The sequence below is a fragment of the Parafrankia colletiae genome, assembly GCF_001854655.1.
GTDB classification, from domain to species: Bacteria; Actinomycetota; Actinomycetes; order Frankiales; family Frankiaceae; genus Parafrankia; species Parafrankia colletiae.
The window spans coordinates 22684-42947 of sequence record NZ_MBLM01000109.1 but is presented as its reverse complement, the minus strand read 5'-3'; the positions used below and the strand labels follow the sequence as shown (position 1 = coordinate 42947).

The 20264-nt window shown below is 72.9% G+C and carries 11 protein-coding genes and 2 pseudogenes; 10 read left to right on the top strand and 3 right to left on the bottom strand.

Features of this window, described 5'->3' with window-relative positions:
- Positions 1-98 precede the first annotated feature (98 nt).
- The 10 genes and pseudogenes from CC117_RS13260 to CC117_RS13215 all read left to right on the top strand — a co-directional run bounded on the left by CC117_RS13260 (position 99) and on the right by CC117_RS13215 (position 16701).
- Positions 99-569: an NUDIX hydrolase gene (locus CC117_RS13260; RefSeq protein ID WP_071084038.1), complete on the top strand. Its 471-nt coding sequence runs from the start codon at positions 99-101 to the stop codon at positions 567-569.
- Positions 566-3211 (top strand): DUF6049 family protein, encoded by a 2646-nt coding sequence (locus tag CC117_RS13255; protein ID WP_407673515.1) that lies wholly within the window; start codon positions 566-568, stop codon positions 3209-3211. The genes CC117_RS13260 and CC117_RS13255 overlap by 4 nt, the downstream gene beginning before the upstream one ends.
- Positions 3208-6948: a murein biosynthesis integral membrane protein MurJ gene (gene murJ, locus CC117_RS13250; protein WP_071084036.1), complete on the top strand. Its 3741-nt coding sequence runs from the start codon at positions 3208-3210 to the stop codon at positions 6946-6948. The genes CC117_RS13255 and murJ overlap by 4 nt, the downstream gene beginning before the upstream one ends.
- 649 nt (positions 6949-7597) lie before the next feature.
- Positions 7598-9625 (top strand): protein kinase family protein, encoded by a 2028-nt coding sequence (locus CC117_RS13245; protein WP_071084035.1) that lies wholly within the window; start codon positions 7598-7600, stop codon positions 9623-9625.
- A 161-nt stretch (positions 9626-9786) separates the two neighbouring features.
- A pseudogene (sigM, locus tag CC117_RS13240) lies at positions 9787-10542 on the top strand (RNA polymerase sigma factor SigM); the annotation flags it as partial.
- 252 nt (positions 10543-10794) lie between these two features.
- Positions 10795-12267 (top strand): hypothetical protein, encoded by a 1473-nt coding sequence (locus CC117_RS13235; RefSeq protein ID WP_071084034.1) that lies wholly within the window; start codon positions 10795-10797, stop codon positions 12265-12267.
- A 238-nt stretch (positions 12268-12505) separates the two neighbouring features.
- On the top strand, positions 12506-13549 hold the full coding sequence (gene trxB, locus CC117_RS13230) for a thioredoxin-disulfide reductase (protein WP_071084033.1): 1044 nt from the start codon (positions 12506-12508) through the stop codon (positions 13547-13549).
- Positions 13550-13704: 155 nt separating this feature from the next.
- A complete protein-coding gene (gene trxA / locus CC117_RS13225) occupies positions 13705-14031 on the top strand; it encodes a thioredoxin (RefSeq protein WP_018636669.1) in 327 nt (108 codons plus the stop codon).
- A gap of 572 nt (positions 14032-14603) precedes the next feature.
- Positions 14604-15899: an N-acetylmuramoyl-L-alanine amidase gene (locus CC117_RS13220; RefSeq protein ID WP_071084032.1), complete on the top strand. Its 1296-nt coding sequence runs from the start codon at positions 14604-14606 to the stop codon at positions 15897-15899.
- Positions 15900-16062: 163 nt separating this feature from the next.
- Complete coding sequence (locus tag CC117_RS13215; RefSeq protein ID WP_018636667.1) at positions 16063-16701, top strand: GNAT family protein; 639 nt, start codon at positions 16063-16065, stop codon at positions 16699-16701.
- Between the two features lie 188 nt (positions 16702-16889).
- On the opposite strand, the gene CC117_RS13210 is transcribed toward CC117_RS13215, so the two are convergent.
- From CC117_RS13210 to rsmG, 3 genes and pseudogenes are all read right to left on the bottom strand, one after another.
- Complete coding sequence (locus tag CC117_RS13210) at positions 16890-17819, bottom strand: ParB/RepB/Spo0J family partition protein (protein ID WP_071084031.1); 930 nt, start codon at positions 17817-17819, stop codon at positions 16890-16892.
- Positions 17820-18319: 500 nt separating this feature from the next.
- A pseudogene (locus CC117_RS40510) lies at positions 18320-19198 on the bottom strand (ParA family protein); the annotation flags it as partial.
- A gap of 106 nt (positions 19199-19304) precedes the next feature.
- Complete coding sequence (gene rsmG, locus CC117_RS34655; RefSeq protein ID WP_241830084.1) at positions 19305-20060, bottom strand: 16S rRNA (guanine(527)-N(7))-methyltransferase RsmG; 756 nt, start codon at positions 20058-20060, stop codon at positions 19305-19307.
- Positions 20061-20264: the final 204 nt, after the last annotated feature.

Here is a 20264-nt window from a genome sequence, read left to right as displayed (position 1 = left end):
GAGATGCGGAACGTAGCCAACCGCGCGCTGAGGTGATACTCCCGGATGAAGCGGACACACAACGGGGCCGATTCGGCCGCTGCTCGTACGATCAGTGCATGCCCTCCCCGCGCAGGACGCCCGGCCGCAGGCCGCTGCGCAGGGTGGAGGAGACCTCCGCGGGTGGGCTCGTTCTCGATACCGTCTCCACCAGGGCCAACGCGGCCCTGATCGCCCGTAGGGATCGCCATGGTCACCTGTTGTGGTCCTTGCCGAAGGGGCATGTCGAGGYGGACGAGACCACGGAGGAGGCAGCCGTCCGGGAGGTCGCCGAGGAGACCGGGGTGACGGGAGCGGTGCTGGGCCCGCTGGGYACCATCGACTTCTGGTTCGTCACCGGGCAGGCCCGGGTACACAAGACCGTGCACCACTTCCTCCTGCTGCGGATGTCCGGTGAGCTCTCCGACGACGACATCGAGGTGGCGGAGGTCGCGTGGGTGCCCCTGTCCGAGGCCGCCGCCCGCCTGGCCTACGCGGACGAGCGGCGCCTGTTGGACGGTGTTCCGACAATTCTCGCCGACGCCTCGTGAGCGGATTCCTCCCGGCCCGGCGGTGCCGGCGGCGGCCGGCGGCGCGCCTCGCCGCGGTCACGGCCGTGCTCGGCACCGTGGTGATCGCCGGGCCAGGTATGGGAACGGGCGTGGCCGTGGGCGCCGCGGCCGGAGCGGAGGGCCGCTCCAGACAGGCTTCATCCACAGTTTCCACAGGACTGTCCACAGACTTGTCCACAGGATCAGCCTCATCTGTGGGAATCGCTACCGGCCCACCGGTGACCATCCAGTCCGTCACCCGGACATCTCCGGGCACAACCGGCACGGTGCCGTCAGGCACGATGCCGCCGGGAGCGAACCTCCCGATCCGCCTCACCCTCACTCAGGTCTCCGCCCCGAGCGCCGCCTCGCCTCTGCTTCAGGTCTCCGGTTCCGTGCTCGTCCAGGGCACCGACCGGGTGACCGGCCTCGGCATCGCCCTCGACGTGGGGTCGGCCGTGCGCTCCCGGGACGACCTGGGCCGGCTGAGCCAGGGCGAGCGGGTACCGACCGTCCAGTACCGGAATCTGGCCGGCGGGCTGCTGGACTCGGCCGGCACGATGCTGGGCAGCCCGTTCCGCGCGGAGGCGGATGTCTCCCGCTACGTCCCCCCCACCGGGGTCGCGGTGCACCCCGTGCAGATCAGAGTGGTCGGCAGGGTCAACGGCCGGGCCGAGGACACAGTGGCCACGGCGACGACGTTCATGGTCCTGTCCGCCCCGCGGGTGACGGCCCGGACGCAGGTCCTGACCGTGGTGCCGCTCGCAAGCCCGCCGCGGCTGCGCTCGGACGGCCTGCTCACCGACGACGGCCTGCGCGCCGAGATCGCCGAGGGGGGCGGGCTCCGCGAGCTACTCGAGGCGGTCTACGCCACCGCGGCGATCCTGCCCTCCGGCCCGCCGACAGTCGCGCTCGGAGTCGACCCCACCCTCGTCCAGGCCCTGCTCCTGATGCAGGAGGACTACTCCTTCGCGGCTCCGGAAGGGCCGAAGGCCGGCCGGGCCGACCCGGAGGCCGGCGCCTTCCTCGACATGATCAAGCAGTACGCCGACCTGGGCGGCACCGTCTTCGCCCTGCCCTACGGGGACGTCGATCTGCCCTCCCTCGTACACGCCGACCAGCTGGACGCGCTGCAGTACTCCGTCAACACCGGCCAGACCGTGATCGCCGAACTRCTCGGAGTCGACCCGCAGCGCATCCGGGACATCGCCTTCCCCGCGGACGGGATCGTCGACGCACCGACGGTCAACGTGCTCAGCGCCAACGGCGCCGGCACGGTGATCGTCGACGACGAGCTGCTGCCCGCGGCCCGCTCCGTCACCCACACCCCGTCCGCCGGGGTCACCCTGGCCACCGACACCGGTCAGATCCACGCGCTGGCCGCCGACCACCGGCTTGCCGACCTCGTCACCGGTTACGAGGGCAGCGAGGCGGACCGCGGTGTGGCACTCGCCCGGTTCCGGGCCGAACTCGCGATGATCACCTTCGAGCGGCTGCGGGCGTCACGGTCGGCGTCGGGGTCGGTCGTCCTCGCCCTGCCCCGTGACGCGAGCCGGATCCCCCAGGGCTGGCTCGCCGAGATCCTCCGCACCATCGAGAGCCCCTACTCGACCGCCATCGGCATCCAGGCGGTGACCGACCCCGCCCTGGACGGCACCCGGCAGCGCGCCGGGCTGACCTACCCCGAGGCGCTCCGGGAGCGCGAGCTGCCGGTCGACTACGTCGACGGCGTCGGCGAGGTCCGGGACAAGGTGCAGACCCTGGCCTCGCTCTTCTGCCCGGCGACCCCCGCGGCCCCCGCGGCCCCCCTCGCCTGCCAGCAGACCGAGCGCCTGAAGAACACCCTGATCACGGGTCTGTCAGCGGCCTGGCGGACGGACCGGCCGGCCGGAGTCTCGCTGGTCCAGCAGGCAGACGGTGAGGCCACCGGGTTCCGGGACGGCGTGCGGGTCGTCGGGTCACAGATGGTGAACCTCACCAGCAGCCGCGGCCGGGTGCCGGTGACCCTGGAGAACAGCACCCCATGGGACGTCACCGTCGTCCTGAAGATCGTCTCCAGCGACCGCGGGCGGCTCATCTCGGCGCCCGAGGTCGCCCGCCGCCTCATCGCCGGGCAGAAGGACCAGATCGAGATCGAGGTCGACGCGGAGAGCGCCGGCACGTTCCCGATCGACATCCGGCTGGAGACCGCCGACGGCAGGACGCTCGGCCCGGAGGCGGCCGCGCGGGTGCTGGTCCGGTCGACGGTCTACGGCGCCATCGCGACCACCATCACGGTCGGCGCGATCGGCGTGCTGATGGTGGCCGTCGTGGTCCGCCAGCTCCGCCGGCTGCGCGCGTGGTCCCGCCAGCGTGCCCTGGCCGGCGGTGCCGGGTCGCCTGACCACCCCGATCCCTCCAGGCCCGATGCCGGCCGTCCTGGGCCGTCCCGGGCCGGGTCCGAATGGGCCGACCAGGCGACGCTGCCGCTGCGGGGCAACCCGTCGGGCGCTCCGGAGCGGGACCCGTATCCGCCGGGCCTCGACCGGTTCCCCCACCATCCCGGCGACCCGGACCACGGCCCGACAGTGCCCTGGGGCCCGGACCGGCCGGCCGCACCCGCCGGCTCGGGGCCCCGGCCGCGGCGACGGGACGGCCGGTGACCCCGGCGGACCGGCCCAGGCGGCCCCCCCGCGACGGCCAGGACGGCCGCCAGCACGGGCGGAACCCCGACCGCGGCACCGCCGGCGACCCCTACGCCGCCGAGCGGGATCCCTACTCCGTCGAGCGGTACGCCGACCACGGCGACGAGCACTACGGGAACGCCGCGCAGCCACGTCCGGAAGACCCACCGTTTCCCGGTGCCGATGAGCGTCTGGACCGCTACCGTCCGAACGTGGCCCGACCCTCCGGAGACTCCTCGACGTCCTGGGACGACCCGGATCCGCGCCGGCCCCCCCGTCCCGCCAACGAGTTCGACCACCACGACCCCCGCGACCCCCGCGGCTACGAACGGCCGTACGACGGGTACGGGCGTGACGACTACCGGCACGACGGCTACCAGCCCGACGACGGCCCGCCGGTCGACTACCCGCGTGGCAGCTACCCGCCGGGCACCTACCCGCCCGAGGCCTACCCGCCGGACGATCACCCGCGCGAGGGCAGCCGGCGGGAGGACTACCAGTCCGGCGGCTACCAGTCCGGCGGCTACCAGTCCGGCGATCATCGGTATGAGGACCTTCCCTACGAGGACCGTCCGTACAACGGCCGCGAGTCCGGCGGCTACCCGCGGGACGGCGAACGCGGGCGCGGTGATCGGCACGGATATGACGGTCACGACGCGGCGCGCGGCGACCGCGGTCACGCCCCGCCGGGGTACGAGCAGCCCTCTCGGCAGCCCGGTCCGGGCTACGGCCCGCCCGGCGCGGACACGCCCGCCGGATACGAGCGCTGGTATGACGACGAACGCGGCGGCAGCGACCGCGGTGGCCGCTCGTATGACGTGGACCGGTATGGCGGTCCCCTGGCCGAGGGGCAGCGTCACGACGCCGCGGCCGACGACCGAGGGTCCCGACGCCCCTGGGCCGATGACGGTTACGACCAGGACGACGGCTACGGCCGGGACCGCGGTTACCGCCAGGAACCTGGCTACGACCAGCAACCTGGCTACGGCACGGACCGTGAGCACGCGGACCGCGGCTACGACTACGGCTACGACGATCGCGGCGAGGGCCGAGGCCGGCGCTCCCCGGACAGTCGGGCGGGCTCGTGGCACGCGGACGGAGCGCCCCCCACGGCCCGCGTGCCGTCCGGTTCCACCTACCCCGGTGGTCCGCCGGTGCCTCCGACTCCGCCCCCGGCAGCGCCGCCACCATCACCGGCAGCGGGCCGGCGGCCCAGCAGAGACCCGCACGACAGCGGGGCCGGCCGTATCGACCCGTATCCAGGCACGCCGCCCAAGTCATACCAGGTGGATGAGGAAGCGATCAGCGGGTACCCCTCCGGCCCGCACGCCCCCGTGGAGCGTCTGGCCGAGGAGCAGACCAGGAGGCTTCCGAGCGCACCGGCGATCCCGCCGCCGTCCGAGGGCGGGCCCGACGTGCGGCCGGCCCGCGCGCGCACCCCGGCCCCCGGTCCCCGCACACCACTGCCCGGCGGTGGACGCACGCCGCCACCGGGCGGTGCCCGCGCACCGCTGGCCGACGAGGACCTGTTCGAGGAACTTCCCGCCGACGACCGCACCGCCCGCCTGGCCCCGCCCGCAGCACCCCCGCCCTCCGGCAAGCGCCTCCGCCCACCGGCACCGGGGCAACCCGGACCACCACGGCAGCAGCGCCCGCCACAGCAGCAACGTCAGCCACAGCAGCAACGCCCACGGCAGCCGGGCGGGAAGCGGCCCGTGGCCGCCGCCAAGGGCACCGGCACGGGCAAGGGTGGTGGCAAGGCGGGCGTTGGCCTGGGCCGCGCCAGCGGGACCATGGCGATCGGCACGATCGCCTCCCGGGCCTCCGGATTCCTGCGCACCGTGGCCATCGCGGCCGCCATCGGAGTGGCGTCCGTCGGCGACGCCTACACCGCCGCCAACACCACGCCCAACATCCTCTACGACCTGCTGCTCGGGGGCATTCTCACCAGCGCCATCGTCCCGGTGCTGGTCCGCGCCTCGAAGGAGGACCCGGACGGCGGGGACGGCTTCGCCTCGTCCCTGGTGACCCTGACGGTGCTGGGTCTGGGCGTGGCGGTGGTCCTGGGCATGTTCGCCGCGCCCCAGATCATCGGCCTGTACATCAAGGGTGACGAGGGGCAGAAGGCRCTGGCGGCGGACATGCTGCGGTGGTTCCTCCCCCAGGTGCTCTTCTACGGGGTCGGGGCGACGCTCGGYGCGGTCCTCAACACAAGACAGTCGTTCGCCGCGCCCATGTTCGCGCCGGTGCTGAACAACCTGGTGGTCATCCTCACCTGCGTGGTGTTCATCTTCGCGCCCGGAGACAGGCCGCCGACGGTCGACGGGATCACCGACGCGCAGACCTACATCCTCGCCGGYGGCACCACGCTCGGCGTGATCGTCATGACCGTCGCGCTGCTGCCGGYCGTTCGCGCCGTCGGCTTCCGCTACCGGCCGCGCCTCGACCTGCGCCACCCCGGCCTGCGTGCGGCGTACCGGCTCRCCGGCTGGACGTTGCTCTACGTGGTCGTCAGCCAGCTCGGTTTCATCGTGATCACCAAGCTGGCGACAGGCGGCCAGGTCCTCACGATCTACCAGAACGCCTACCAGATCTTCYAGCTGCCCTACGCGATCATCGGCGTCTCGGTCGTCACCGCACTGCTGCCGCGGATGAGCAACCACGCGGCCGCGGGCAAGGACGCGCTGGTCCGCGAGGACCTTTCCACCGCGACCCGGATGACGGTCACCGCGATCGTTCCGTCGGCACTGTTCCTGCTGGCGCTGGGACGTCCGATCGCCGTCGCGATCTTCCACCACGGTGCTGTCGGGTACGACTCCGCGGTGAAGATCGGCGACGCGCTGAGCGCCTTCGCCGTGGCCCTGGTGCCCTTCTCGCTGTTCCAGGTGCAGCTGCGGGCCTTCTACGCCTACCGGGACAGCCGCACCCCCGCGCTGGTCAACATCGGCGTGGTGGCGACGAACGTCGTCGCCGCGGTGACGCTGTCCCAGCTGGCGGATGTGGAGCACCGCGCCGTCGTGCTGCCGCTGGGCTTCTCRCTGGCCTACCTGATCGGCCTGGCCGCCACCACCGTTCTGCTGCGGCGCCGGCTCGGTGGCATCGACGGGAACCGGATCGCGCGGGTGACGACCCGGGTGAGCGTGACGGCCGGCATCGGCGCCGTGCTCGCCAGCGTCATCGCGGACGGCCTGCGCGACCTGCTCGGGACGGGCTGGCTCGTCTCGGCGGTCGCGGTCATCCTCGGTCTGGCCGTGGGCGGCGTGGTCTTCGTCGTGGTGTCAGTCCGCAGTGGGCTCTACGAGATGACCGCGCTGATGCGCATGGTGGGCGGCAGGCTCGGCGCCGGGCGACGCGCTCCGGCCGCGGCCGGAGCCGGTGCAGCCGCGCGGCCGGCCCCGGCGGCCGGAGCGAAACGGCCACCGTCCGGTCGGGCTCCCACCGGAGGCGCCTCGTCGGGCCGCTCCTCCTCAGGCCGTTCCTCGTCGGGCCGGCCGCCGTCCGGCGGCGGCTCCTCCGGGCGGTCCGGGTCGGGACGGTCCGGCTCGGGACGATCAGGGTCGGGCGGATCCGGAAGGTCAGGATCCGGAGGGTCGGGGGCCCGAGGGTCGGGGTCGGGCGGCCCCGGGTCGGACAGGGGGCAGAACCGCGGACGCGGCGGCGGCCCTCGGGGCTCCTCGGGTGGACGCGGCGGGCCGCCTGGCGGGCGCGGGCGCTGAGCCCCGGCGGGCCGGCGGCCACGAATCCGTCGCCCTGTTTTCGGCCACCCATGGCACCAAGGTCGTATCCGCGGTTTGCCAGCCTGGGAGGACCACCGGGGGCACGACAAAGCCCCTTGCGGTTGGCGGCGGCGGGCCCGGCACTGCTTCCGATCCCACCCGGCCGTGTCCGCCATCCCGCGACACAACGACACGTAGCAATTACGTGTCGATCGCGTGAAATTCTCCAGCCATCCGGCAGGATCTGGAACGGAGAGTGTCGAGGAGAAAACTTCAATCGGATTCGTGTCGCCCGGGCCGCCGGCCCGCCCCATATCCGGGCCGGCGCGAGACGGTGTCCGTGGCGCATCGATAGGCACGCGGTTCCGGTGCGTGTGCCAACCTGGCTTGTCCGAAGACATCCGCGAGATGACTGGGCTCGCCTCGTACACTGAACACGCTGTGCGCGGGCCCCGCCCAACGTCGCCGGTGAACCAGGCGCAGCACCCAGGCTCGCGGCGCCTATGGGCGCCCGATGTCTGCCAAGGCGACGGAGGGTGTCCGGGGTGTTCGTTCACAGTGGCGGAACGCTGGGCGGATCCCCTGCCCGGTTCGGGTGGGGCAACCCGCCGTCGGGTCGGCCGGCGGGTATGCGGACGACGGAGGCGCTGTGGTCGACGGAAGCAACCGACCGCAGGGCGCGGACGTCGATAACGACGTGACGAACGAAGCGTCGGCGCAAGGCCCCGCCAGTACCGCCGTGCYGGCCGAATCCGTTCTCGACCGGCGCTACCGGCTGCTGGCCCCCCTGAACACCCGTGGTCCGGTCACGCTGTGGCGGGGCGATGACAACGTGTTGGCCCGTCCGGTGGCTGTCCGCATCGTGGAGCATCTCGACAGCGATGAACCGGACACCGAAGGCGAGATCGATCAGGCCGCTCTCGAGGACATCGCCCAGGCGCTCCTACGGGCCGCGATCAGCTCGGGGCGGTTCGTCCATCCCGGTGCGGCCTCCACCTATGACGCGACAACCACCACCACCGGGTCGGCACGTGTCTCCTACGTGGTGTCCGAGTGGGTGGAGGGGCGCACGCTGCGCCAGCTCGCCGCCGAGACACCGCTGCGCCCCGAGCAGGCCGGCGCCATCGTGCTGGCCGCGGCCCGGGTCCTCGCCGCTGCCCACGAGCGCGGCATCCACCACGGCGGACTCAACCCGGGTGACGTCATTGTCTCCGGCCACGGCACGGTCAAGGTCGTCGATCTGGAGATCGGCGGCATCCTCGCCGGGCTCGACGGCGCCRTCACCGGCGCCGAGCCCACGATCGGCTCCACCGAAGCGGAGGGCGGCGACGACGCGGGCGTCGGTACCGCCGGAGACCTGGCGGATGTGCGGGCTCTCGGCGCGCTGCTCTACGCCGGCCTCACCGGCACCTGGCCCCTCGTCGGCGAGCACGCCCTGCCGGCGGCCCCGACCTCCAACGGGCGGCTGCGCACCCCCCGGCAGATCAACAGTGCCGTCCCCCGCGACCTCGACGCGATCACGCTGGCCACCCTCGGCGACGAGCGGGCCGGCGCGCCGATCACCACGGCCGCCGACCTGGTCGCCGAGCTGGAGGCCGTCAGCCCGGTCGACCAGGTGCTCGACACCGGCCTGATGAGCCTCGGCGACGACGGCCCGGTCAGCACCGAGGCGATGTCGATGGACCCCTACGGCCCGGGCACCGCGGACTACCCGTCCAACGGCAGCTACCAGGGCACCGGGGGCTACCAGGACAGCTCCGGTTACAACGGCCGCGGCGGCTACGACTCGAACCCGACCAACGGGTACGGCGGCCGCGAGCGCCAGGGCTACGACCAGACCTCCTACCTGGGCCGCGACGGCTACGACCAGACGTCCTACGACGAGCGGGGCTACGGCGCCCGCGGCGGCTACGACGAACGCGACAACCGGGGCTACGACGACCGGGACCGCGGCTACGACGGCTACCCCGCCCAGCGCGGGCCCTCCGAGCCACGCCGCTACGACGGCGGCGGTCCTGTGCCGCCGTCCGACGGCCGGCGCGGCGGCGAAGCGGACGGCGCCGGTGGCACGGTCAGGCGTCTCCTGCCGTGGCTGGCGCTGCTGGTCGTCATCGCGCTCGTCGCCGTCGTCGCGGTGATCGCGCTCCAGCCGAAGGACGACGACGGCGAGCCCGGCGCCCAGGCCGGGCCGTCGGGTCCCGCGGTCGTACCCGCCGGGCAGAAGATCCCGCCCGTCGACGTCATATCGTTCGATCCCCAGTCGCCCGACGACACCGACGAGAACCCCGACTCCGTACCGAATGTCTCGGACGGTCAGCCGAGCACCTCGTGGACCACCAGCGGCTACAACCCTCCACATATGTTCGGCGATCCGTCGAAGACCGGCGTCGGGCTGCGGTTCACCTTCAGCGAGCCCATCTCCCCCAGCCAGGTGGTGGTCACCATTGGAGACCTCGCGCCGGTCTCGTTCGAGCTGAGGGCATCCGACACCCCCTCGGGGGCCATCGACGGCTACAAGGTCGTCGGCCTCGTGCAGGAGGACAAGTCGGGTCCGGTGACCATCGGCATGCCGTCCGAACAGACGGCGTACAAGTACTGGGTGGTCTGGCTCACCAAGCTGCCGACCGTGCAGGGCAAGTTCAAGGGGTCGCTCGCGGAGGTCGAGTTCCGGAACTGAGCGACGCGGAGGCGGTGGGCTGCGACGGGACGACGGTGACACCGTCTCCGGCAGGGCCGGAGGGGCGCGGCGCCCCCGTCCTTCCCGCGGGCGCTGCGGGCACCGGGGCGGACCTCGTGGATCGGACCGGGCCTGCTGATGTGCCGGACCAGGCTGCCGGCGTGGAGCGGGCTGCCGATACGGCGCGGGTCCCCGCGGCGGACCGGGCCGCCGGGGTTGCCGCGGACGCCGAGGCGCTGCGCCGGCATGTGGCAGGTGATCCGGAGGCGTTCGGCGAGCTGTTCCGCGCGCACGCGGACCGGCTGTGGACGGTCGCGTTCGTCCTGCTGCGTGATGCCGAGGACGCGGCGGACGCCGTCCAGGAGGCGATGCTCTCCGCGCACCGCCGCGCGGCCGACTTCCGTGGCGAGGCGGCCGTCGGCACCTGGCTGCACCGGATCGTCACCAACGCGGCCCTGGACCGCCTTCGCCGCCGCGCGGTCCGCCCGACAGTGCCCCTTCCGTCATCTCCTGACGGTGTCCCCTACGAGCCGGTGGACGCCCGCGACGCGATCGCCGAGCATGACACCCGGATGGACATCCGGACCGCGCTCGCCCTGCTCCCGGACACGCTGCGCGTCCCGGTCGTGCTGGTGGACGTCGAGGGGCGCCCGGTCGCCGAGGTCGCCGAGATGCTGGACATTCCCGTCGGCACGGTGAAGAGCCGCTGCGCGCGGGCCCGGGCCCGACTGGCCGCTCATCTCGGGCATCTCGCCCCCAAAAGCGCGCCGCAGCCGGCATTCGGGAACCCGGGGGCCTCGCCTTCCGTCTCAGATGAGGGACGGCGCGACGCACGGGACGGATCCGATGAGGGCATCACGGTGCCGGCGAGCGACCTGGCAGAGGCACCTGCGACGACGGAGGCGCCTGCGACCGGCCGCGGAACGGCGGGCAGCGGAACGGCGGGTGACATCGCCGCCGTCGATCCGGCCGCGCATGTCTCCGCCAGCCTCGCCACGGAGGCCGCCGTTGGCCCGGCAGGCTCCGGTAGTCCGGGGGGCACTGCCACGGCGGCATCCGGTGACGCTGGTCCGCCCGGGCCGGCCGGCCCGATCAGCCTGAACGAACCGACCGATCCGACCGACCTGACGGCCGGGCGGCCAACTCGCCGGAGGAGGTGATCAGCGGTGATGACGGACAAGCACGGCGCCCAGGACTCTGATCCCGGCTGGCACCTCGGCGACCCGACCGGCGCCGACGGCGCACACGGCCCCGGCCCCGGCGGCCTCACCGATCCGGACGCACCCGACGACGCTCTCGCCGATGACACGTCCTCGGTGACCCGGCGCGGCTCGCACCCCGACATCGAGGTGCTCGACGCCTATCTCGACACTCATCCGGAACCCCCGGGCCCGGGCCGTTCCCGGGTGATCACCGCGTCCCGGGTCGACCGGCACGTTCGTGGGTGCGTCACCTGCCAGGAGACGCTCGCCGCTCTGCACCGGGTCCGCGCGGAACTCGCCCGGCTGGCCACCATGACGATGCCTGACGAGGTCGCCGCACGCATCCAGGCGGCCCTCGCCTCCCGTTCCGGCGCCGGTGGTGATGACGCCGAGCCGGGACCCGGCCGAGGGCCGGCTGACAGCTCCGGCGAGGCTCGCCAGGCCGGCCAGGTCACGAAGGCAGGCCGACCCGGCGGCACGAACGGCACGAACGGCACGAGCGTCGGCGGCGCCCCCCTGAGCGGGCCTGGCACCGGTGGGATGCATGACCACCCCGGCGGCGCCGCGGTGCCTGGTGGGCTCGGCAGCCGCCGTTCCCGCGTCGCCGGCGGCCTCCGGCGGAGGCGGGAACGGGAGCCCGTCCGGGGCCGCGGCCCCGGCCCCGGGCTGGTCGGCGGTGGGCAGGACAGCCGTGCGCCGCGGCGCGGGCAGGCGGCGCAGGGCCGCGACCGGATCACCCGTGACTGGGTGTCGATCGCCGCCGCCTGCGTGGCGCTGCTCGCGTTCGGCACCGCGCTCCTCGCCGTGCGCGCGCTGACCGGCGGAGGCAGCGAGTCGTACTCGGCAGCGACCTCGGCCAGCGACCCGGCGGTGGAGGTCGCTGCCGACAGCGCGTCCGGGCCGGCGGCCGCCGCGGCGCCCGTCCCGGACGCGGACACCGACGCCCTGGCCGAGGCGCCGGGCGGCACCTTCGTGCTCGTCGGTGATTCCGACGAAGTGCTCCGCCCGGCGACCGTCGTGGCCCACGGCCACGCCCTGCTGGCCGGGCGGATCGCGGTGACGCGGCTGGCCTGGTCCATGGCGGGGGCGCCGTCCCCGCGGGCGGACGATCCGCTCGCCGCCCCGCCCCGCGCCGGCGGAAGCGGGCCCGGCGACGCGCAGGGCGGGCAGAGCACGCCCATGCGGAACACCCCGGAGTCCCTCGTCCGGCTGATCGACACACCGCAGCTGCGGATGTGCTACGACGGCCTGGCAGCGCAGACCGGCGGCACGGTGATCGCGCTGGACCGGGTCCGCTTCGACGACCAGGCGGCCATCATGATCGTTCTTTCGGTCGCGGGACAGCCGACGTCCACGCGGCTCGTCATCATCGACGCGCACTGCGGGGTCGTACCGGCGCACAGCGCTGTGTGGTACAGCGTGAACGCGAACCGTGCATGACCGGGTGATCATCGGTGGCTGTGGTGGAGTGCGCAGGACGGGCACGGGCGCGGACCGCCCGTGGGTGCCGGCCCGGCCCGGATGCCGCCGGCCACACTGACTCACCGAAGGAATCAGCGGCGGGTGCCGGGGGTTATGCGGGCAGACATCACGTCGACCCGGCACCCGCGGCCGGCACCGGCCGAAAAGCCGAACAGCAGCCGGCGGGGATCCGCCGGCGACCACGAAGGGAGCGGGTGTGGCAGGCCAGGGCAAGGACCAGGCGGCCCCGACCGCCGGGACCGAACGTTCCGGCGAGCGGGTCCTGGACGTCATCATCATCGGATCCGGGCCGGCGGGCTACACCGCGGCGATCTACACGGCCCGCGCGAGCCTGCGCCCGCTGGTGTTCGAGGGCGCCATCACCGCCGGCGGCGCGCTGATGACCACGACCGAGGTGGAGAACTTCCCCGGCTTCCCCGAGGGCATCCAGGGCCCGGAGCTCATGGGCAACCTGCGCGCCCAGGCGGAGCGGTTCGGCGCCGAGCTGATCCCGGACGACGTCACCGAGGTCGACCTCGCCGCGAACCCGAAGGTCGTCAGGGTCGGCGAGGAGACCTACCTGGCCCGGTCGGTGATCATCGCCACCGGTTCGGCCTACAAGAAGCTCGGCGTCGAACACGAGGACCGGCTGCTCGGCCGCGGCGTTTCCGCCTGCGCCACCTGTGACGGCTTCTTCTTCCGGGACCAGGACATCGCGGTCGTCGGCGGCGGTGACTCGGCGATGGAGGAGGCCACGTTCCTCACCCGGTTCGCGAAGTCGGTCACCGTCGTGCACCGCCGGGACAAGCTGCGTGCCAGCGCGATCATGCAGGAACGCGCCTTCGCCGACCCGAAGATCAGGTTCCGGTGGAACGCCGCGGTCGAGGAGGTGCTCGGCGAGAACAAGGTGTCGGGTGTGCGGCTGCGCGACAYGGTGACCGGCGCCACCGACGAGCTGGCCGTCACGGGCCTGTTCGTGGCGATCGGCCACAACCCCCGGACGGACCTCGTCCGCGACCAGCTCGAGCTTGACGAGGAGGGCTATGTGAAGGTGGCCCACCCGACCACGCTGACCAACGTCCCAGGCGTGTTCGCCTGTGGTGACGTGGTCGACCACACCTACCGCCAGGCCATCACGGCGGCCGGCACCGGCTGCTCGGCCGCCCTCGACGCCGAGCGCTACATCGCCGGTCTGGAGGGGGYGTCCGACACCACCGCGCAGGCCCCCCGCCAGCCGGCACCCGAGCTCGCCACCACCTGAGCTCTCCACCGCCTGAGCTCTCCACCGCCCTGGGCTCTCCGCCACCGAAGCCGGCGGGCCGAGGCGGCCCCCCGCCGCCGACGACCACCCCAGGCCCCTCACGCCCACCCCACCTCACCACCCCGACCCGGTACGCAACCCGCAAGGAGACTCCCATGGCAGGCGCCACACCGTCGGTGACGGACAACACCTTCGCCGCCGAGGTACTCAAGAGCGACAAGCCCGTGCTCGTCGACTTCTGGGCCGAGTGGTGCGGCCCGTGCAAGATGGTCGCGCCGGTCCTCGAGGAGATCGCGAAGGAGCACGGCGAGAAGCTCCGGATCGTCAAGCTGAACATCGACGAGAACCCGGAGATCGCCCGCCAGTACCAGATCATGTCGATCCCGACGATGGCCGTCTTCGTGAACGGCGAGGTCGACAAGACGATCGTCGGCGCGAAGCCGAAGGCCGCGCTGCTGCGCGACCTGGCGTCGTACGTCTGAGCGGGCTGCCGTCCGGTCCCCCGGCCGGCGGCCTGTGCGCCCGGACTCATCCGGCACCGACCTGATCTGAGCCAGAAACGACGGCCCGCTCCGCTCGGAGCGGGCCGTCGCTGTTTCCCCTCCCGACCCGACCCGGTCCCTCCTCGACCCGCCCGATCCCGGCCGGACCCGACGTCGGCCCCGGCCGGGATCCGGCCTGGCCAGCCCGCGACGCCACGTGACACCGTGGCTGCCTGCGGTACCAGAAAGCGGTCGCGGAACGTCCCTGGGGCACCAGATGGCGCTCAACGGCCCTGTACGGGCCGTGGACATGATCGAAAGCGGAACGCAGGGTCCTGACCCACCCATTGCCGTTACCTTCGATCACGCGCGGTAGTGACACCCGTTTTCCGCACGTCCGGCGGGGTACCGGACCAGCCAATCGTGCGTGAGTGCCGAAAGCCGGACGATGGGCATCGCCGTCCTCTCACGCCTGGGCCCATGCCCTAATCTGATGGCGGGATCCGGCGGCCGGACCGGTCGGCGCAGATCGGCGGTCCGGTGAACGCACAGGTGATGAAAGGTCTTTCTTCGTGAAGCTGCTGCGGCATGGCGACCGTGATCCCTCCGTAGCCGAGGCACGGGCAGCTTTCATCCACCTCGGCTTCCTGCCTGTCGCACCGCGCCAGCAGTCCAGCTCGTCARACGTCGACGCACCGGCCGATCAGGCCCGGCCGGCCAGCGCCCCGGATTCAGTCGGCACCACCGACTCGACCGGCGCTTACGACTCGGCCGGTGCCGCCGGTTCAGGTGGCGCCGCAGGTCTGGGCAGCACCGCCGGTTCGACGGAGACGTCCGATACGGCCGAGCTGTTCGACCGGGAGCTCGACAACGCGGTCCGGGCCTTCCAGCAGAGCCGTGGCCTCTCCGTCGACGGCATCATCGGCCCGGACACCTTCCGCGCGATCGAGGAGGCACGCCGCCGCCTCGGTGACCGCCTCCTCTACTACAGCGTCACGCACCCGTTCGTCGGCGACGACGTGGCCGCCCTGCAGGAACGTCTGTCGAACATGGGGTTCGACGTCGGCCGTGCCGACGGCATCTTCGGTGCCCGCACGGACGCCGCCGTCCGGGACTTCCAGCGCAACCGCGGGCTCGACCCCGACGGCCTGTGCGGCCCCCGGACCCTTCGTGAGCTCAAGCGGCTCGAGCGCACGGTCACCGGCGGCCGGCCGGACGTCCTGCGGGAGTCGGTGCGGCTGCTGGCCCGCGGGCCGTCCCTGCTCGGGATGGTCGTCGCCATCGACCCCGGCCATGGTGGCGATGACCCGGGCGTCACGAACGGCCCCCTGTGCGAGCGCGATCTGATGGCCGACCTCGCCTCCCGGCTGGAGGCACGTCTGCTGGCGTCCGGGCTGGAGGCACACCTGGTGCACGGCCCGCACGAGTCGCCCCCCGAGGCGGAGCGCGCGGCCCGGGCGAACGAGATCGGCGCCGACCTGCTCGTCTCGCTACACGTCGACGCGAGCGGTTCCAGTCAGGCGCAGGGCGTGTCGACCTACTACTACGGCCACGCGCGCGGGTCGTCGGCGGTCGGTGAGCGGTTCGCGCTACTCGTCCAGCGGGAGATCATCTCGCGGACCGACATGGTCGACTGCCGGGCACACCCCAAGACGTGGGAGCTGCTGCGCCGTACGCGGATGCCCGCGGTCCAGATCGACCTCGGCTACCTCACCAACACCCACGACGTGGCCGCACTCGCCTCGACCGAGTTCCGGGCCGCGGTGGCCGAGGCGCTGCTCGCCGCCACCCAGCGACTGTTCCTGCCGCCGGAGCAGGACCCGCCGACCGGTCAGCTGCGGGTCCCCCGCATCACGGCTCGCGCCTGACGTCGGCCACCGACGAGCCATCCGGCGGCCGTCCGCGGGTTTCACGTGGAACACGTCACGGCGTGCCCGTGGTCACCAGAGGCGCTGGGCGTCCTAGGCTGTCCGAGGTAAGCGAAAGGACCGGCCTGACGGGATCATCCCCACCGCTGGGAGGCGCTGCTCGATGAGTCGACGGATCGCGAACATCACGCTCGACAACATCGACGACATCCCGCTCCCCTGTCGGCGGTGTGTCTTCTGGGAACTCGATCCGGTCGCCCGCAGCCGGGCGGAGGAAGCGGGCGGCACCGACATCGAGAAGGAAGCCTGGGTGTCATCCGCGCTCCTCGAATGGGGCAGCTGCGGAAAAATCGTTTATGTCGACGACGTCCCGGCCGGATTTGTGATGTTCGCGCCGCCGGCGTACGTCCCGCGGGCCGTGGCCTTCCCGACCAGCCCGGTCAGTCCGGATGCCGTGCTGCTCACGACGGCCCAGATCGTCCCCGAGTTCACCGGCCAGGGCCTGGGCAGGGTCATCGTCCAGTCGGTGGCGAAGGAGATCACCCGCCGCGGCTACCGCGCCATCGAGGCGTTCGGCGATCTCAAGGGCTCCGGCACCCGCTGCGTGGTGCCTGCCGACTACCTCCTGGCCGTCGGGTTCAAGACGGTGCGCCCGCACCACCGGTGGCCCCGGCTGCGGCTGGAGGTCAAGAACGCGGTGAGCTGGCGGGAGGACGTCGAGGTCGCCCTCGAGCGCCTGCTCGGGTCGATGAACCCGGAGGGCGTCCTGCGCCAGGTGAACCCTGTCCCTGGAGCGATCTGAGGCCCGCCCCTGCGTTCGCGGGGCGGGACGAGGCAGGACGGGACGAGGCGAGGCGAGGCAGGGCGGAACAGGGGGGTGAACCGCAGGCCGGCCGTCGGGTCAGGGAACGGCCGTCGGCCGGGTCCGCAGGACCCAGGCGACCGAGAAACGGACCTGCGAGGAGACGGGCCTGCGGGGAAGCGGACGGATCAGGAGACGGCCGAGTTGGGCGACATCGCCTCGACGATGCGCTCCAGGTCCTCCAACGTCGCGAACTCGACGGTGATCCGTCCCTTGTTCCGGCCCATGTCCACCTTCACCCGCGTCTCGAGCCGGTCGGACAGCCGGTCGGCGATGCTGGTCAGCGCCGGGGCCGGCGACCGCGGCTGGCGCGGCGCGCGCTTGCGTGGCCCCTCCTCGCCCAGCGCCACGATCTCCTCCACCGCCCGCACCGAAAGCCCTTCGGCCACGATGCGGGTGGCCAGGCGGTCCTGGGCTTCAGGGTCCTCCAGGGAGAGCAACGCGCGGGCGTGCCCGGCCGAAAGGACACCAGCGGCCACCCGCCGCTGGACGGCCGGCGGCAGGCCCAGCAGCCGGATGGTGTTCGTGACATGCGAGCGGGAACGACCGAGTCGGCCCGCCAGCTCCTCGTGCGTGGCGCCGAAGTCCCGCAGCAGCTGCTCGTAGGCGGCCGCCTCCTCCAGCGGGTTGAGCTGCTGGCGGTGCAGGTTCTCCAGCAGCGCGTCGCGCAGCATGGCGTCGTCCGCGGTCTCCCGGACGATGGCGGGTACCCGGTCGAGGCCGGCGAGCCGCGACGCGCGCCAGCGGCGCTCACCCATCACCAGCTCATACCGGCCGGGCAGCAGCTCGCGGACCACGATCGGCTGGAGCAGGCCCACCTCCTTGAGGCTGTCGGCCAGCTCGGCCAGAGCATCCTCGTCGAAGTGGTTGCGCGGCTGCCGCGGGTTGGGGGTGACCGAGTCCAGCGCGATCTCGCGGAAGGTCGCGCCGGCGACCGGGGCGGGTGCCGGCCCGCGCTCCGGGGCCACGCCTGGCTGGTGGTAGGCATCCGCGGCTTCGGCGGACGCGGGGATGAGCGCGCCGAGCCCGCGGCCGAGTCCGCCGCGCCGCGCCGTCATCGGCGGGCCCCGTTCAGGTTCGGACCACCGGGACCCGCGTAGCCGCCCGACCCCGGGTAGCCGTCGGGGGCCGGCTGGGCGTCGGGGGCCGGGTAGCCGTCCGCGGCCTCGTAGTCATCGGCGGTCGGGTAGCCGTCAGCCGACGAGTAGGCGTCAGCCGGCGCGTAGCCGTCGCCCTTCGGGTACGGGGTGCTGCTCGGGTAGGCCGCGGCCTCGGCATAGCCGTCCACGCCGCCGCGCCGTTCCGCGCTGCGGAACTGCGGAAGGGGCGCGGCGCGGCGCTCAGCGGGCTGCTGCGGCCCGAAACCGGCGGAGGCGGTGTCACCGGCGGGGGAGTGCCCGTTCATGGCTCCGGGCGCTTGTGGGACAGGCCCGCTCGGAGCCCCGCCCCCAGGTGCGAGGGGACCGCCCTGCACGACGGGTGCCGGTGCGGCCCCGGCGGTGCTCGGTGCCGGTGCCCCGGCGGCGGGCGGAGTCTCCCGCTCGGGCGGGACGGCGGCGCCGCGAGGTGCTGCAGCCCCGCGCTCGGCGAGCTCCCGTGCAGCAGCCAGGTACGACAGCGACCCGCGGGACGCCGGGTCGTAGGTGAGGACGGACTGCCCGTAGCTCGGCGCCTCGGCGAGCCGGACGTTGCGGGGGATCGTGGTGTTCAGCACCCGGTCACCGAAATGCTCTTTCACCTCGTGCACGACCTGGTCCGCGAKCCGGGTGCGCGAGTCGTACATGGTCAGCAGGATGGTCGACAGCCGGAGCTCCTGGTTGAGATGGGCCTGGACCAGCTCGACGTTACGCAGCAGCTGACCGAGGCCTTCGAGGGCGTAGTACTCGCACTGGATCGGAATCAGGAGCTCACGGGCGGCGACCAGCGCGTTGACCGTGAGAAGGCCCAGGGATGGCGGGCAGTCGATGAGGACGTAGTCGACCTCGTTGCGCATGCCCTCGATGGCCCGCCGCAGACGGGTCTCCCGCGCCACCAGGGAGACCAGCTCGATCTCGGCGCCGGCGAGGTCGATGGTGGCCGGTGCGCAGAAGAGCCCCTCGGCTTCACCGGACTGCACGACGATCTCGTCGAGTGGCCGGTCACCGACGAGCACCTCGTAGATCGACGGAGTCCCGGAGCGGTGGTCCACACCCAGCGCCGTCGAGGCGTTGCCCTGGGGGTCCAGGTCCACCACGAGCACCCGGATGCCGTGCATGGCCAGTGCGGCCGCGAGATTGACGGTGGTCGTCGTCTTCCCGACGCCACCTTTCTGGTTGGCGACGGTGATGATCCGCCGCCGCCTGGGTCGGGGAAATGGCCGTCGTCGTTCCATCGTCAGTGCTTCCACCGCTGCTGCCGCCGCCGCTCCGATCGGGGTCGAGGAGTCGAGGGGGTCCAGCCCCGGGAAGCCGGACGCGTGGCCCGGAGCCCCCCCGGGTACCAGGCCACCCCAACCCGTCGACGCTGCTTCAGGTGCCCTCGCCATGTGATGAGGCATCTGTGTTTCACGTGGAACGAGACCGTCCACGTGCCGGTCGATCAGGAGTGCCCTCCCGTACTCGCCGTGGCTGTGTCGCCCGCCTGGCCTGCCGGTCATCCGCGCCGCGCCGTCCCCTCCCGCCGTCCCCGCGAGCCGACGAACGGGAGCGCACAGCGCGCAGCAGGCGGGTGGGTTCCTCCACCAGGCCAGCTCCGCACGTCACGACGTCCACCTCGCGCCAACCCTGGGAATCGAGATCACTACGCGCCGCCTGCAATTCCTCAAGGATTCGCGAACCGCGCAGTGCAAGCATGACACCGCCCGGACGAGTCATCGGAAGCAGTACCGCGCCAAGTTGCGCCAAAGGAGCCACGGCGCGGGCCACGGATACGTCGAAAACCCGACGTGGCGGCAGGTCTGCGAAGTCCGGAGCACGGCCACGCACAACGGTCACCTGTTCGTCCAGGCCAAGCTGTGCCACAACTTCGCCGAGAAACCGGCACCTTCGGTCCATCGGTTCGAGCAGGGTCACCCGCAGGTCCGGCCRGGCGAGCGCCAGGGGGATACCCGGCAGACCCGCGCCACTGCCGACGTCCACCACCTCGGGCGGGCGCCCGGGGGAGCCGGCGGCATCCGGCGCTGCCGCGGGGACGGCCTCGGCGAGCACCGCGCAGTTGAGGAGATGGCGCTCCCACAACCGGCCCGTCTCACGGGGACCGATCAGGCCACGTTCGACGCCGGCAGTCGCCAGCAGCTCCGTGTACCGGACCGCAAGCGGCAGGCGCGCACCGAAGACGGTGGCCGCGGCCGCCGGAACAGGCCCGACTCCACCGACCTCACCGCCGCTGCCGGCGACGTTGTCGGGGCCGGCGACGCTGTCGAGACGGTCGGGGCTGTCCGCGCCACGGGCGCTCTCTGGAGTGTCGGGGCCATCCTGACCGGTCACTGGCAGGCCGCCGTCCGGTTGTGTCGCGCGCGATCCACT

Coding starts and splice junctions, on each gene's coding strand:
- CC117_RS13210 (WP_071084031.1), bottom strand. CDS start 17,819: ATGACGGCGCGGCGCGGCGGACTCGGCCGCGGGCTCGGCGCGCTCATC.
- trxA (WP_018636669.1), top strand. CDS start 13,705: ATGGCAGGCGCCACACCGTCGGTGACGGACAACACCTTCGCCGCCGAG.
- CC117_RS13235 (WP_071084034.1), top strand. CDS start 10,795: ATGACGGACAAGCACGGCGCCCAGGACTCTGATCCCGGCTGGCACCTC.
- CC117_RS13215 (WP_018636667.1), top strand. CDS start 16,063: ATGAGTCGACGGATCGCGAACATCACGCTCGACAACATCGACGACATC.